13 protein-coding genes are annotated in these 13,437 nt (G+C 64.6%); 6 read left to right on the top strand and 7 right to left on the bottom strand.

All coding sequences use genetic code 11. From position 1 onward, the window contains the following. Window positions 1-192: 192 nt before the first annotated feature. On the bottom strand, window positions 193-876 hold the full coding sequence (locus tag AC1DV8_RS06550; protein WP_477151553.1) for an HAD family hydrolase: 684 nt from the start codon (window positions 874-876) through the stop codon (window positions 193-195). Window positions 877-956: 80 nt separating this feature from the next. On the opposite strand from AC1DV8_RS06550, the gene AC1DV8_RS06545 reads away from it, so the two are divergent. Beyond that, window positions 957-1,565, top strand: a complete 609-nt coding sequence (locus tag AC1DV8_RS06545; protein ID WP_477156904.1) for a J domain-containing protein — start codon at window positions 957-959, stop codon at window positions 1,563-1,565. Here AC1DV8_RS06545 and AC1DV8_RS06540 read toward each other — a convergent pair. Next, window positions 1,562-1,966 (bottom strand): DUF1810 domain-containing protein, encoded by a 405-nt coding sequence (locus AC1DV8_RS06540; RefSeq protein WP_477156903.1) that lies wholly within the window; start codon window positions 1,964-1,966, stop codon window positions 1,562-1,564. The two genes, AC1DV8_RS06545 and AC1DV8_RS06540, sit on opposite strands and share 4 nt — an antisense overlap. Window positions 1,967-2,122: 156 nt before the next feature. Between AC1DV8_RS06540 and AC1DV8_RS06535 the strand changes: the two genes are divergently transcribed. The 3 genes from AC1DV8_RS06535 to AC1DV8_RS06525 all read left to right on the top strand — a co-directional run bounded on the left by AC1DV8_RS06535 (window position 2,123) and on the right by AC1DV8_RS06525 (window position 4,136). Beyond that, a complete protein-coding gene (locus AC1DV8_RS06535; RefSeq protein WP_477156902.1) occupies window positions 2,123-2,998 on the top strand; it encodes an alpha/beta fold hydrolase in 876 nt (291 codons plus the stop codon). A gap of 151 nt (window positions 2,999-3,149) precedes the next feature. Further along, window positions 3,150-3,692 carry a thermonuclease family protein gene (locus AC1DV8_RS06530; RefSeq protein WP_477156901.1) on the top strand — a complete coding sequence of 181 codons (543 nt, stop codon included), beginning with the start codon at window positions 3,150-3,152 and terminating at the stop codon, window positions 3,690-3,692. Between the two features lie 66 nt (window positions 3,693-3,758). Then, complete coding sequence (locus AC1DV8_RS06525) at window positions 3,759-4,136, top strand: GFA family protein (RefSeq protein WP_477156900.1); 378 nt, start codon at window positions 3,759-3,761, stop codon at window positions 4,134-4,136. Between the two features lie 57 nt (window positions 4,137-4,193). On the opposite strand, the gene AC1DV8_RS06520 is transcribed toward AC1DV8_RS06525, so the two are convergent. From AC1DV8_RS06520 to AC1DV8_RS06505, 4 genes are all read right to left on the bottom strand, one after another. Then, window positions 4,194-4,871 carry an outer membrane protein gene (locus AC1DV8_RS06520; RefSeq protein ID WP_477156899.1) on the bottom strand — a complete coding sequence of 226 codons (678 nt, stop codon included), beginning with the start codon at window positions 4,869-4,871 and terminating at the stop codon, window positions 4,194-4,196. 753 nt (window positions 4,872-5,624) lie between these two features. Then, complete coding sequence (locus AC1DV8_RS06515; protein ID WP_477156898.1) at window positions 5,625-5,924, bottom strand: hypothetical protein; 300 nt, start codon at window positions 5,922-5,924, stop codon at window positions 5,625-5,627. Between the two features lie 138 nt (window positions 5,925-6,062). Beyond that, window positions 6,063-6,323, bottom strand: a complete 261-nt coding sequence (locus AC1DV8_RS06510; RefSeq protein WP_477156897.1) for a DUF2171 domain-containing protein — start codon at window positions 6,321-6,323, stop codon at window positions 6,063-6,065. A gap of 101 nt (window positions 6,324-6,424) precedes the next feature. Then, the gene (locus AC1DV8_RS06505; protein ID WP_477156896.1) at window positions 6,425-8,107 is read right to left on the bottom strand and encodes a hypothetical protein; all 1,683 of its coding nucleotides are present in this window, start codon (window positions 8,105-8,107) and stop codon (window positions 6,425-6,427) included. Window positions 8,108-8,220: 113 nt separating this feature from the next. Between AC1DV8_RS06505 and AC1DV8_RS06500 the strand changes: the two genes are divergently transcribed. Next, entirely contained in the window at window positions 8,221-8,556 is a 336-nt protein-coding gene (locus AC1DV8_RS06500) for a TfoX/Sxy family protein (RefSeq protein ID WP_477156895.1), read from the top strand. Between the two features lie 248 nt (window positions 8,557-8,804). Here the strand turns inward: AC1DV8_RS06500 and polA are convergent, their stop codons facing one another. Continuing rightward, window positions 8,805-11,720 carry a DNA polymerase I gene (gene polA / locus AC1DV8_RS06495; RefSeq protein ID WP_477156894.1) on the bottom strand — a complete coding sequence of 972 codons (2,916 nt, stop codon included), beginning with the start codon at window positions 11,718-11,720 and terminating at the stop codon, window positions 8,805-8,807. Window positions 11,721-11,854: 134 nt separating this feature from the next. Between polA and AC1DV8_RS06490 the strand changes: the two genes are divergently transcribed. Beyond that, on the top strand, window positions 11,855-13,369 hold the full coding sequence (locus tag AC1DV8_RS06490) for a cupin domain-containing protein (RefSeq protein ID WP_477156893.1): 1,515 nt from the start codon (window positions 11,855-11,857) through the stop codon (window positions 13,367-13,369). The last annotated feature ends 68 nt before the right edge of the window (window positions 13,370-13,437 follow it).

Raw genomic sequence — 13,437 nt, 5'->3', positions numbered from 1 at the left:
CTAATTTGAGGTTAATGCCTCTCGGGCAGGGGCGAAAGCCCTGATTTTAATGGGTTTTGGAGATGGCTAAGGCAGGTTTGCGGAAGTCGATAAAAGTTAATCGATCCGAATCGTTGCCCGAACGACACAGTCTCTCGCGCCCTGCGGGGCGCGAGGATTGGTCGATCGATTCCAGCTGGTCTTGGAGGCCGGTCAGGCTGCCGTGAAGGCGGCGGCGCGCAACTCGTGAAGACTATGCATCACGGCAACGCAGAGCGCGCTGATCTCGTCGGACGGCGCGACGATGTCGGGCACCATGATAGTCTGCATGCCGGCGGCGTGTGCCGCGCGTACCCCCGTATGCGAGTCCTCGACCGCGATGCAGAGCGACGGATCGACGCTAAGCCGTCCCGCCGCCAGGAGGTAAGGCTCGGGGTGCGGCTTGGGGTTGATCACGTCGTCGCGCGTCACCACCGCCTCGAACATCGAGAGAATGCCGGCGCCGCCCAGGTGCCCGAGCGCATGCGGTGCCCGCGAGGAGGTGGCGACCGCGGCGGGAATGCGCCGCGCCTTGAGCTCCGCGAGCAGTTCGTGCACCCCGGCCTTCACCGGCACCACTTCGCTCATCTTCTGCTTCATCAACACCCGGCACTTCTCATCGAAGATCGAGTAGGGGAAGCTGACGCCATAGGCTTCGACGAGCAGGCGATTGGTGGTCTCGTGGCTCGAGCCGACCATCGCATGATGGATGCCGTCGGTCATTTCGAAGCCGAGATCGGCGCTGACATCCCAGACGATCTGCTTGAACACCATTTCGGTGTCGAGCAACGTGCCATCCATGTCGAATACGATGGCGGAGAAGGGCTTGAGCGGCGAAGTCGGAACAGTGGGAGACATATTCGGGGATATAGGCAGATTTCACTCGCACCGCTACCCTTGGCTTCAACCGCCGCCGCCGACCTGCTATGAGCCCAGCGATGACCGCGTTCGATCCCTATGACGTGCTGGGCGTCGGCAGAGCCGCTCGCGCCGCCGACATCAAGCAGGCCTACCGCCGCAAGGTGCAGGTCGCCCACCCCGACCGCGGCGGCGATCCCGAGCATTTTGTCATCGTCGTTCGGGCCTTCGGGCTGCTCTCCGATCCCGACTCGCGCCGCCTGTTCGACGAAACCGGCATCATCGACGACGAGGCAGTAACCAGCTATCGCCGCGAGGTGGCCGCGATCCTCGCCGACATGTTCGACGCCGCGGTCAGCACCGCCATCGCCACCGGGCTGAAGCTGGAGCGCGTCGATTTCATCGCCCAGATGTCCGCAGCCGTGGAAACCGGTCTCGCCGACTCCCGCCGGGCCCTCGGCCGCGTCGATATCGAGATCGGCGCGCTTCAGACGCTGCGTAGCCGCATCCGCCGGACGGACGAAGACCGCAACATCTTCGTCGAGCGGCTCGACGCTCAGGTTGCCGCAAAAGCCGAACAACACCGCACCATCAAGCGCCGCGTCGCCATGCTAGAAACCGCGCTGGCCGAACTCGGCAACTACGAGAGCGAGACCGAGCTGATCGCCGCGCTAGAGGCCGAGGGCTAAAGCTCGGCCAGCGTCAGCGGGTCTTCTGCTCCCTCATAGTACTTCGCTAGCGCTCGCCGGAATGGCGTCGGCTCATCCGCCGCATGCGCGAACAGCGTCATCGACGAGCGGAACTTCAGGTCGTCCGGCGAGGCGAAGATCTCGTGCGCCGTCCGCCCGCTGACGCCATTGACCGCCTCGGTGCACTCGATCAATCGCGGTCCCAAAACGGAGTGTACGAGAAAAGCCCGCGCCTCACCTAGATCCGCAATGCCGAAGCGCTGCGCGGTCGGGCTGCGGCCGAGGACGCGGAGCTGCGGGAAGATGAACCACATCCAGTGCGTGGTCTTCCGCCCGGCACGCAGCTCGGCCAGCACGTCGGGGTAGATCGGGTCCTGGGCGGTGACGAAGTGCTCGAACATCGGGCGAGATTACCACGCCCCGAAAGCGCGGGGATTGAGGAACCTCGATCGCCCGCTGAAGTTTTTTCCCCGGCCGTGTCGATTCCGGATTTTGCCGCTCGTCGTGAAGTCAGAAGGCGCAAGTGAACCCGCGCCGACGACAACAGGAGAGAGATGATGAAAACCGCCCTTCTTGCCGCCGCCCTTGCCCTCGGCTTTGCCTCTGCCGCGCAGGCCGAGACTGCCAAAATCAACGGCCTCGACATGTACTACGAGGTGCATGGCGAAGGTGACCCGATCGTGCTGCTGCACGGCGCCTATATGTCGATCGACAGCAACTGGGCCGGGATGATCCCCACCCTCGCCAAGGACCACAAGGTGATCGCTGTCGAGCTGCAGAGCCACGGCCACACCAGCGATCGCGACACCCCGATCACCTACGAAGGCATGTCTGATGACGTGGCCGCGCTGCTTGACGAGCTCAAGATCGACAAGACGGCCGTGTTCGGCTTCTCGATGGGCGGCGGCGTCGCCATCCGCTTCGCCATCGATCACCCCGAAAAGGTCACCCGCATCGTCGCCGCCTCCGCCGGCTACAAGTACGACGAGACAACGATGGGCCCCGACTTCATGAAGATGATCGAGGGGATCACCCCCGAGATGTTCGCCGGCACCCCGTTCGAGGCCGAGTACAAGCGGTTGAACCCGCACCCGGAGAACTTCCCCACCCTGGTCGAGAAGCTGAAGCAGCTCGACCTCACCCCGTTCGACTGGTCGGCTGAGTTCGCCAAGATCAGCGTGCCCTCGCTCTATATCTACGGCGACGCCGATATCGTCGGGCTCGACTACATCGCCAAGCACCACAACGCGGCGGGCGGCATCGTCAACGGCGACATGAACGGCTTGCCCAAGACCCAGCTGCTGGTTCTCCCCGGCACCAGCCACATCAGCGTGTTCTTCAACCCGGCCAATGTCGAGATCATGAAGGCCGTGGTGCCGGTGTTCCTCAACCAGCAATTGCCGCAGCCGCCGCAGCAGATGCCCGCTTCCTGACCGACGACGCATCCCACCACGAGGGGCCGGCAGTCCTCCTGCCGGCCCTTTTTCCTGCCGTGAACCGCGCATTCATCCTTACGGGGTTTCCTTGCCGCGCTGGTCGGGCGGACATGGAAGCGTCGCCGCCAGTGATTCCCAGGGGGCGGCGATGGCACGGGTCGAGCGGTTCGGGCGGCGAGTGGTGGCATTGCCCACGCGGCGCCGCAGCAATGCCCGCTGGACCACGCTGTGGCTGATGCTGCTGGCCTTCGCCACCAGCGCCGCGCTGGCGAGCCTGGTGCTGGGGAGCGTGCCGCTGCAACTGCCGCGCCTCGCTCCCGCCCCGGCGATCTCGCTCCCCGCCGTCGCCGCCAGCTTCCCGATCTGCGGCAGCGGCCATCGCAGCACCTGCGTGGTCGATGGCGACACCTTCTGGCTCGAGGGCACGAAGTACCGCATCGCCGACATCGATACGCCCGAGGTGCGCGATTTCGCCTGCCCGGCCGAGAAGGCACTGGGGGACCGGGCGACGGCGCGGCTGGCGGCGCTGCTCAATGCCGGCCCGTTCGCGCTCGAGCCCGCCGATCGCGACGAGGACAAATATGGCCGCAAGCTCCGCATCGTCACCCGCAACGGCGCCTCGCTCGGCGCGCAGCTGGTGACCGAGGGCCTGGCCCACCGCTGGGGCGGGGCGCAGCGCGAGTGGTGCTAGGCCGCTGCTGACACGCTCTGTCAGCATCCGTCAGCCACATTGGGGTCACCAACCAAGGAGACCCCGATGACCACCCTCGCCACCTGCCACTGCGGCGCCACCCGGATCGAGCTGCCCCATCCGCCGACCGAGGCCACCCAGTGCACCTGCAGCTGGTGCACCAAATCGGGCGGGCTCTGGGCCTATTACCGGCCCGAGGAGGTCCGGATCGTCCGCGCCGACCACCCCGGCCGCTATGCCCCGAACGGCTTCAACGAGCATTTCTTCTGCAGCAATTGCGGCTGCACCACCCACGGCATCTCGCCCGACTACACGATGGAGTCGCTGAACTCCGACCAGATTCCCACCGGGCGCAAGTTCGCCATCAACCTCAAGATCCTCGACGACTACGAGCTCATGACGTCGCTGCCGGTTTCGGTGATCGACGGCCGGAACCTGTGGTAGCCGGAAACGACAGCGGGCGGCCGAAGCCGCCCGCGAAGGCTCGTTGCTGGCCGGGGATCAGAAGCCCCAGTTGAGCCCGACGGTGACCTGGTGCGAGGTGAGGCCGAGCGTGTTGGTAAAGATTCCGAACGTGTAGTCGGCATCGCCGTAATCGCTGTAGCGATACTGCAGGTCGACCGAGAGGTCCTCGGTGGCGGCGAACTCGACACCGGCGCCGACCGTCCAGCCGACATGCATGGCATCGTCGGCAAAACCGGGGGGCGGCACCAGCGTGACGTCGATGCTGTTGTGCGCCACGGCCAGGCCGGCCGTCAGATAGGGCAGGAAGGCGCCGCCGTCGAAGCCGATCCGGCCACGCAGCGAACCCTGCCAGTCGATTGCCGACGTGAAGCTGCTGGGCCCTGGTGCGACCAGCGTGTCGGTGATGTCGGCCCAGGCGATGTCGCCGACGACACCCAGCACGATGCCGTTATCCAGCGTGAAGTTGGCGCCGGCGTTGACGCCGAGCAGCCGGCCGGCCGGCTCGGGGAACACCGCGCCCGGTGCGGCGTCCGCATGGAGGGCGGCCCAGCCATAGCCACCGAACACGCCGACAAACGGCCCGTCCCAGTTGCCGCTGGCCTGAACCACGCCGGCTTCCACCGGGGTATCGATGATGAGATCGGCAGCGGAGGCGGCCGAGGTGATGGCCAGCGCCGACGCGCCGACGGCGAAAAGCCGGATGATGGTGTTCATTGAAGCCCCAGGAAAACAGAATTCAGTATGCGATTGCAATGGCATGGCCGGTCGCCGAACGGAAGCCGGGTTTGAGGGAAAATCCACCTACAGAAGCGTTGGGTACCGAGCCGGTCACGGCGAACCGAAGCGCCCGACCGCCTCTCGGCTCCGGGGTGCTCGGGTAGTCGGGCGGTTCCGGCGCGGCTTCGACCACGCGGGTAGTCCGCAATATGAAGGCCGTCGCCGCGCCGGAACTGTTCGGAGTTTTTGCGGGGACTATGAGGAAGCGTTCGCACGCCGTGCGCTAAGCACGGAAACGGTGGACGGGTGCCCATAGCCGCGGCCGCCAGAGGACGGCTCCCCCAGCACCGAAATCGCCCCACCGACCGTCCGTACGCGACCGCGCCCGTGTGGGTGACGGGAGGAGAATAGTGGGGGCGTAAAGCGGGGGGATAAGTCGGGTGCAGATTTTCTTTGCCGGCATGGCGGCTGTGGCCACCCCCACCCAGCTTCGCTACGGCTTCGCCTAGCTGCGCTACCCTCCCCACAAGGGGGAGGGAGGTGCAAGAACCGAAGGTGCGGCGCACGTCTCCCTCCCCCTTGTGGGGAGGGATCAAGGGTGGGGGTGCAACACGCTCCAGGGGTGCGTGTGGCAATACCGTGCCCCGAACGTCCCCCCTCTTGGAATTTCTAAGGGTTAGCGAAGAAGCTAAGCCCAAGAAATTCCATTCTCCCACGCAGGGGGGAGATGAAGAGGGGCCGGTGCCCACGTCACCCTGCGCGCACCTCATACATCTCCGCGATCAGCCGCAGCGCCTTCAGCGCGCGGCCGACCAGCGGCTCGGCGTCGCGGTTGCTGATGCGCGCGTCATCGGGCCAGGTGGGCAGCCAGTCGGTGCGGGTTTCGCGGGCGGCGGCGCGGCGGGCGAGGTGGAGAATGGCGGCGATTTTCGCCGGATCTTCCCGCTCGAGCCATTCGAGCCGGCCGTTCGGGGCCCAGAGCAGCCCGGTCCAGCGCTCGAGCTCCTCGATCGCCCACTCGAGGCGCTGCCGGAGGCGCGGGGTCGGCACATGGCGCTTGCCCGGCGCGGACGGCGCCGGCGGTGCGGTGGCGTGAACGGCGTGGCTTCGGGCATGAAATATCCTCGGTGATCAGGACCACCGAGGATAAAGCCGCCTTCGCCCGCGGGGATTGTTCCGGCAGCCGCCTCAGTGCCGCGTCTTGCCGTCCTCTTCCTCCTCGAACAGCTCGGCATTCGCGGCGTCGGCCGACAGCCGCACCTTGTCGCCTTCGACGCTGGCGACGAGCACGCCCGGCACATAGTGGTGATGATCCTCATGGGCGCCGCCGGGGGCCTCGGCCTTGGTCAGCTTGATCCGCCCACCCTCGACCCGGTCGACAATCCCTACATGCACCCCATCGGCGCCGATGACTTCCATGTGCTCGCGAATACCGGAAAGGTTCGACATGCGACTGCTCCTTGGTTGTTGGAGCAGGGGGAACGCTTGGGGGCGGGGATGGATGCGGTGGTCCGACGCCTCGCGTTCACTCGACCGACCACCGCGACTGGCTACGACACGACAACTCGATAGAGCGTTCTGACTCTCTCGGCGTTCAGCGGATTCTCTTTCCCGATGACCTCGAGCGCTTCCTTGGCTTTCGACGATATCAGGCGTTCCTCAGGGCTCGCATTGATAATGCGGTCGGAGCTGAGACAGGCGTTCACAAAGTCCGGAAGTTGCTTCCCCTTCGTGGTCCTGAACACTCTGGCGAATTCATCCACCGGCTGTTTCGATAGGAATTCACGCCGTTGCTCGTCAAGTATTTCAACTCGAGCGTACTCTTTCAGTACGTCCTCGATATCGAAGGACGGTGCCATGGCGTCGAATCGTTCTGTCAGTTTCCGGACTAGCCCGGGGTCTGTTACGGCTTCGAACGCGTGGTTGTCAGCGACGTTATAGAAACTTCGTTCCTCCGCTGCGTGATGCTCCAAGTAGAGATCTACCAACGCGTCTGCTTCTGCATCGTTGCGAAGCTTGCGTACGAGGGAAGCAATCCCGTCAAATCGAGCGGGGCCCATGGTCTTGGCATGCATGCGTACAGCACGAATGAGCCCATCGACGAAGGTCTCTCCATCATCGTCGAAAGACTCGCGATAGGGCATCCAAGCAGCACTGATCGACCCTTTCTCAGCGTTCGTCTTGGCTTCCCTATCTAGAGCGGCGCCGAGCAACTTAATCTTCTTGAGATCGAAGACGCCAGAGCGGACGCCATCCAGCAAACAGAGGTCAAATTCGTCGCAGTTGGAAAACCCATATAGCCCCAAAATCGCCGCCCACCGTTCTTGCTCAGGCGCCGCCGCCTTCTCGTCTGCGAGCAAGCGTGTGTACGTATTCCAGTTCTCGATGAATGATGTTGGGGGTGCCTCGTCGGGTTGGTACACGCTCCACCCAAATAGGGCGAGCGACTGCTCGGCCTGTACTAAGACTGCGCTGTCAAACGCCCTTAGAGCGGGGCGCACATGATCCACGGCTCTCATTATCTTGCGAATGACGCGGATGTTAGAGATTCCGAGCCGAGTGACATTGTCGGCTAGCCGCTTCTTGGACTTACCACGGCCCTCAATCGCAATCGCGGCGGCTTCAGCGGCCGTAGGAGCAAATGTCAGCGTGCCGTCCACGACCTTCTCAAAGTAAGAGTCGAAATCGGCCCGGTCTTTAGCTGACAGCGCTGCATCGTTGAGAAGCAGGGCTACCTTGCAGTTACGCTGCTCCCGCAGAAAGGAGATCAAGCCCAGGACCTCGGCGACGGTAAGGCCACTACTGCGCCTCTCAAGATCGTCGAAACAAATGACTTCGTCCCTGATCGATTGAAAAAACAGTGGAGTGAGGCCATCCGCCAAGGTTCCGACAACCGGAATCGCTTTCAGGAGTTTGGTGTACTGTTGCGCTTGACGGACCAAGCTGGCCCCGGCTTTTGCAACGTCGCGGCCGGGTGTCTCTTCCCCTTTGACGACAAATTCGGAGTTCTCAAAGACTGTGAACTTCAATGCCTCAAGCGAATTCAATCCAAATAGGGATACGTAGGCGTAGCGCGCAAGCTTGTATGAAGAGTCCTGCAGTGTAGCTGACAATACTTTGTTCCATAGGTAGGTTTTTCCAACTCCCCACCGTCCACGGATGCATAGTACTTCGGGTTCCGATGACCGGAGAAATCTTCGCATCTCACCTTCGACAAGATTACGGGCAGCCATCCGATAGGTCTCCTCTCGTCGGCTTCAAATCCCTGGCGGTCTGCGCCCCGGTATGTTCGGGATTGACCCAGAACCTATGGCGACACTGAGGGACCAAAAGGGAAACATCAACCGTGGCATCACAACAATCGACCGTCGACTACATCCTCGAACAGCTCGCCTCAGCCGGCTCCGTCTCGGCGCGCAAGATGTTCGGGGAGTACGGGCTCTACTGCGACGGCAAGATCATCGCGCTGGTCTGTGACGATCAGTTCTACCTCAAGCCGACGCCGGAGGGCCGCGCCTTCCTCGGTGATGCGGTGGATGAGCAGCCGGCCTATACCGGCGCCAGGCCGAGCTTTCGGATTGCCGGGGAGCGCTGGGACGATGCGGACTGGATGGCCGAACTGGTGCGCGTGACCACCGCGGCGCTGCCGATGCCGAAACCCAAGGCGAAGAAGGGCTCTTGAAGGTCAGTCTAGGGCACTCGAGTCACCTTAACCACAGTGTCACCCCGGCGAAGGCCGGGGCCCATCCTGAGGGGCTTCGGCGGAGCACAGCTCGCACGTCACCTCGCGGCTAGCGTCGTCCGTCAGCGGGGCCGTTATGCGCTTCACTGCAGCATCTCAGGATGGGCCCCGGCCTTCGCCGGGGTGACGCCGTGGATGGGGGAAGGTGGGTGCCCAATAGAGCGCCTCAGGGGAAAGGTCTCAGTGCGCTAATGCGCCCCGTCCCAGTCCCGTGCCGCGGCCGCGTCCACCTTGATCGGCACGCTCAGCCGCACCGCCGGTTCGCTCGCCATTTCCATCGTCTTGACGATCACCGGGATGGCGCCGTCCTCCTTGCCCTCGTCCACCTCGAAGATCAGTTCGTCGTGGACCTGCAGCAGCATTGTCGCGTCGACGCCGGCGGCCTGTAGCGCCGGTTCCATGCGGATCATGGCGCGGCGGATGATGTCGGCGGCGGAGCCCTGGATCGGGGCGTTGATCGAGGCGCGCTCGACGAAGCTGCGCTCGGCCGGGTGCGATGAGTTGGCGTTGGGGAAGTTCACCTTGCGCCCGAAGATGGTTTCCACATAGCCGTCGGCCTTCACCTTGCGGCGCTGCTCGGCCATGTAGTCCTGGATGCCGGGGAAGCGGGCGAAATAGGTCTTGATGTACTCGCCGGCTTCGCTGCGCTCGATGCCCAGCTGGTTGGCGAGGCCGAAGGCCGAGATGCCGTAGATGATGCCGAAATTGATCGCCTTGGCGCGGCGGCGGATTTCGCTGGGCATGCCCTCGACCGGCACGCCGAACATTTCGGACGCCGTCATGGCGTGAATGTCGAGGCCCTCCTCGAACGCATCCTTCAACGCCTGGATATCGGCAATGTGGGCGAGGACGCGGAGCTCGATCTGCGAATAATCGGCGCTGATCAGGATCTTGCCCTTGGGCGCGACGAAGGCGGTGCGGATCTTACGGCCATCCTCGGTGCGCACCGGGATGTTCTGCAGGTTCGGATCGTTCGAGCTGAGCCTTCCTGTTAGTACCGAGTGCTGCGAATAGGTGGTGTGGACGCGGCCGGTGCGCGGGTTGATGTAGCTGGGCAGCGCATCGGTATAGGTGCCCATGAGCTTGGTCAGCTGGCGCCAGTCGACGATGGTGCGGGCGAGCGGGATGCCCTGCGTCGCCAGCTCCTCGAGGACATCAGCGCCCGTCGACCAGGCGCCGGTCTTGGTCTTGGTGCCACCGGGCAGGCCCATGCGGTCGAACAGGATTTCGCCGAGCTGCTTGGGCGAGCCGAGGTTGAAGTTGGAGCCGGCGAGCTCATAGGCCTCGGCTTCGAGCGCGGCGGCGCGCTGGGCGAAATCGCCGGAGAGGCGGGAGAGGATCTGCCGGTCGACGGTGATGCCGCGGCTTTCCATGCGGGCCAGCACCGGGGCGAGCGGCCGCTCGATGGTCTCGTAGAGGCTGGTCATGTTCTCGGCGACGAGGCGCGGCTTCAGCACCTTCCACAGCCGGAAGGTGAGATCGGCATCCTCGGCGGCATATTTCGCCGCGTCCTCGATACTGACCTGCGCGAAGGTCTTCTGCGTCTTGCCGGTGCCGATCAGGTCCTTGATCGACATGCCGGCGAGGCCGAGCCAGTGATCGCTCAACTCGCCCATGGTGTTGAACTGCGGGCCATCGAGCGAATAGCTGAGCAGCAGGTTGTCGTCGAACGAGCGCACCTCGATGCCGTAGCGACTGAGGATGCCGAGATCGTATTTGACGTTGTGGAAGAGTTTCAGGATCGAGCGATCGGCGAACAGCGGCTTCAGCTGCTCGAGCGCGGCGCGCAGGTCCATCTGGCCCTCAGCCATGCCGCCGCCGAAGATATCGCCCTGGCCCACGGTGTGGCCGAGCGGCAGGTAGGCGCCGTCGCCCGGGGCGGTCGAAAACGAGATGCCGACGAGGTCGGCGGTCTGGTTGTCGAGCCCGGTGGTCTCGGTATCGGTGGCGACGATGCCGGTGGCATAGGCGGCGTCGATCCAGCGTTGCAGGTGCGCGGCGTCGCGGATGATCTCGTATTTCGAATGATCGAGCGGGATCGCCTTGATCTTTTCGTGCTCGAGCTTGGCATGCAGCACCGGGGCGGAATCGGCGCGGCCCTCGGCCGATTGCCGCGCGGCGCGCGCTTCGGCCCGGGCGGTGTTGTCGAAGCCCACCGGCTCGGCGGGCTTGGCCGCCAGCTCCGGATCGGCCGGCCAGGCCTCGGGATCGGCATCGAGCAGCACGCCGAGGCGCTTCGAAATGGCGAAGAACTCCATCGCCTTCAAAAACGGGAACAGCTTTGCCGGCTCCACCGGCTGGCGCACCAGGTCCTCGAGCGGCAGCTCCACCGGGGTCTCGCGGTTGAGGGTGACGAGGCGCTTCGAGATACGGGCGAGGTCGGCGTTCTGCTCCAGCGCCTCGCGGCGCTTCGGCTGCTTGATCTCGGCGGTGCGGCTGAGCAGCGTCTCGATGTCGCCGTAGGTGTTGATCAGCTCGGCCGCGGTCTTCACCCCGATACCGGGCACGCCGGGGACATTGTCCACCGCATCGCCGCAAAGCGCCTGGACTTCTATGACTTTCTCCGGTCCAACGCCGAACTTCGCATAGACTTCGTTCGAGCCAATCCAGCGCAAAGGCGGCTGTCCGGGGCGCGGAATGGTGTCGAGCAGCCGCACCGAGCCATCCGGCTCCACCAGCTGCATCAGGTCCTTATCCGACGAAACGATGGTCACCTTGCCGCCGGCATCACGCGCCAGCGCGGTGTAGGTGGCGATGATATCATCGGCCTCATAGCCCTCCATCTCGATCGAGGGCAGGCCATAGGCGCGGGTGGCGGCGCGGGTCAGCGGAAACTGCGGCACCAGCTCTTCCGGCGCCGGCGGCCGCTGCTGCTTGTAGTCGGCATAAATCTCGTCGCGGAAGGTTTTCGACGAATAGTCGAAGATCACCGCCATATGCGTCGGCTTATCGTCTCCCGACAGGTCCTCGGTGAGCTTCCAGATCATGTTGCAGAAGCCGATCACCGACCCCACCGGCAGCTTGTCGCTCTTGCGCGTAAGCTGCGGCAGCGCGTGAAAGGCCCGGAAGATGAAGCCTGAGCCGTCGACGAGAACGAGATGCATGAAACGATTCCGGATGTTCGGGGCCGGACCTTAGCCGAGAAGCCGCCGGGGATGAACCCTGACGAACGCTGACACGAGACTTGCACCGCCGCGGCGAGCGAGGGCATGGTCCGGCCAGGAGTCTGGGAGTTGCCGTGACTAAACAAGCGCTGGAAGAAGCGGGGTATGCCGGGCCGGTTGGAGTGTTCGACGCCGAGGAGTGCGCGCGGATATTGTCGGGTTTTCGCGCCGAGGTGGGCAGGCCGAAGACCTGGATGAAGGGTTGGGCTGCCGCGAGCCCGGCCTTCCACCGGGTGGCGACCGACCCGCGCATCCTCGAGCTGATCCGGCCCGCCCTCGGCGATGACATCGTGCTCTGGGGCGCTTCGCTGATCGTCAAGGCCGAGAGCGACGTCCACCCGTTCCACACCGACGTCGAGTCGATGGCGCCCGAAGGCGGCTTCGTCACAGTGTGGATCGGGCTCGAGAACACTGACCGCTCGTCGGGCCTCAAGTTCGTGCCCGGCTCGCACCGCTATGGCGTCACCATCCAGCAGCTGAACCACCGCGCCGGCATCAAGCGGGAGCACAGCACCGACGAGACGACGCTCGCCGCGGCACGCCAGCACGACGCGGCGGCCGAGATCGTCCAGCCGGAGGTGCATGACGGGCAAGCGCTGGTGTTCGATGGCCGCATCTGGCACGGCTCGCACAACAAGACAAAATCTGTGCGTACGGCGCTGCTGATCCAGTATGCGCGGGCCGATCGCCCGGTACGGATCCCGAAGGGCTTCAACTGGCCGGTGGAGTTCCACCGCTCCCGCAAGCCGCCGGTGGTGGTGGTCAGCGGCAAAGGTCAGCCGGGGATCAACCGGATCGTCCGCGCCCCGCGACGTTCCAAGGCTATCGGCAATGGTACACACCTGTTGCCGGGCGTCTCGGCAGCCGGTGGCAAGCACTTTGCCTCGTTCCCGCACTTCTGGGGCGGGACCCCGGCGGTCAGCGACATCGAATGCCACAGCTCGATCCTTGCGCCCGGCGCCAGCCCGCATCCGCCGCACCAGCACATCGAGGAGGAGATCCTCGTCGTCGTGGCCGGCGAGGCGGAGCTGCACGTTGCTGACGATGCGGCGGAAACCACGAAGGCCGAGCGCGTGCGGATGGGGCCGGGTGACTTCGCCTATTATCCGGCCTATGTGCATCACACGCTGGCCAACGTCGGTGATGGCCCGCTGCTCTATACGATGCTCAAGTGGGTCAACTACGGCAAGCCGCGGGCCCCCCGCGCCGCGCCACGCGCCTTCGTCAAGGCCGGCGACGCGATACGATCCGCCGAGCCGGGGATTGGTAGACCACTATGGCAGGTGCGCACTCGCTGGCTCAGGCGGCTGCAGGCCCATGCCAGCATGCTCGGGCCGGGCGAAGGCTATGAGCCGCATGCCGATCGCTATGACGTGGCAATCATGCTGCTCTCGGGCAGCGTCGAGACGCTGGGGCGCCCGGTGTCGGCCCCGGCGCTGCTCTATCATCCGGCCGGCAAGCCGCACGGCATCCGCGCGATCGGAACCGAACCGGCCAGGTATCTGGTGTTCGAGCTCGACGGCCGGCCAAGTCCGTTCGCCGGGCTGGCCCGGCTGCAACACCGCCTCGGCAGCAGACCGCGGCGCTAGTCCGGCCTGCGCGCCACAAATTGCATTTCATCTGCGCCTCCCCATCTCTTCGTCATCGCGATGCTGGG

This window comes from Devosia sp. P3_B2 (genome assembly GCF_056402875.1).
The sequence above is the reverse complement of the archived record's forward strand: the minus strand, read 5'-3'. Positions and strand labels throughout refer to the sequence as shown.

Bases quoted from the DNA above. Each gene is read 5' to 3' on its own strand.
- AC1DV8_RS06550 (WP_477151553.1), bottom strand. From the start codon at position 876: ATGTCTCCCACTGTTCCGACTTCGCCGCTCAAGCCCTTCTCCGCCATC.
- AC1DV8_RS06545 (WP_477156904.1), top strand. From the start codon at position 957: ATGACCGCGTTCGATCCCTATGACGTGCTGGGCGTCGGCAGAGCCGCT.
- AC1DV8_RS06540 (WP_477156903.1), bottom strand. From the start codon at position 1,966: ATGTTCGAGCACTTCGTCACCGCCCAGGACCCGATCTACCCCGACGTG.
- AC1DV8_RS06535 (WP_477156902.1), top strand. From the start codon at position 2,123: ATGAAAACCGCCCTTCTTGCCGCCGCCCTTGCCCTCGGCTTTGCCTCT.
- AC1DV8_RS06530 (WP_477156901.1), top strand. From the start codon at position 3,150: ATGGCACGGGTCGAGCGGTTCGGGCGGCGAGTGGTGGCATTGCCCACG.
- AC1DV8_RS06525 (WP_477156900.1), top strand. From the start codon at position 3,759: ATGACCACCCTCGCCACCTGCCACTGCGGCGCCACCCGGATCGAGCTG.
- AC1DV8_RS06520 (WP_477156899.1), bottom strand. From the start codon at position 4,871: ATGAACACCATCATCCGGCTTTTCGCCGTCGGCGCGTCGGCGCTGGCC.
- AC1DV8_RS06510 (WP_477156897.1), bottom strand. From the start codon at position 6,323: ATGTCGAACCTTTCCGGTATTCGCGAGCACATGGAAGTCATCGGCGCC.
- AC1DV8_RS06505 (WP_477156896.1), bottom strand. From the start codon at position 8,107: ATGGCTGCCCGTAATCTTGTCGAAGGTGAGATGCGAAGATTTCTCCGG.
- polA (WP_477156894.1), bottom strand. From the start codon at position 11,720: ATGCATCTCGTTCTCGTCGACGGCTCAGGCTTCATCTTCCGGGCCTTT.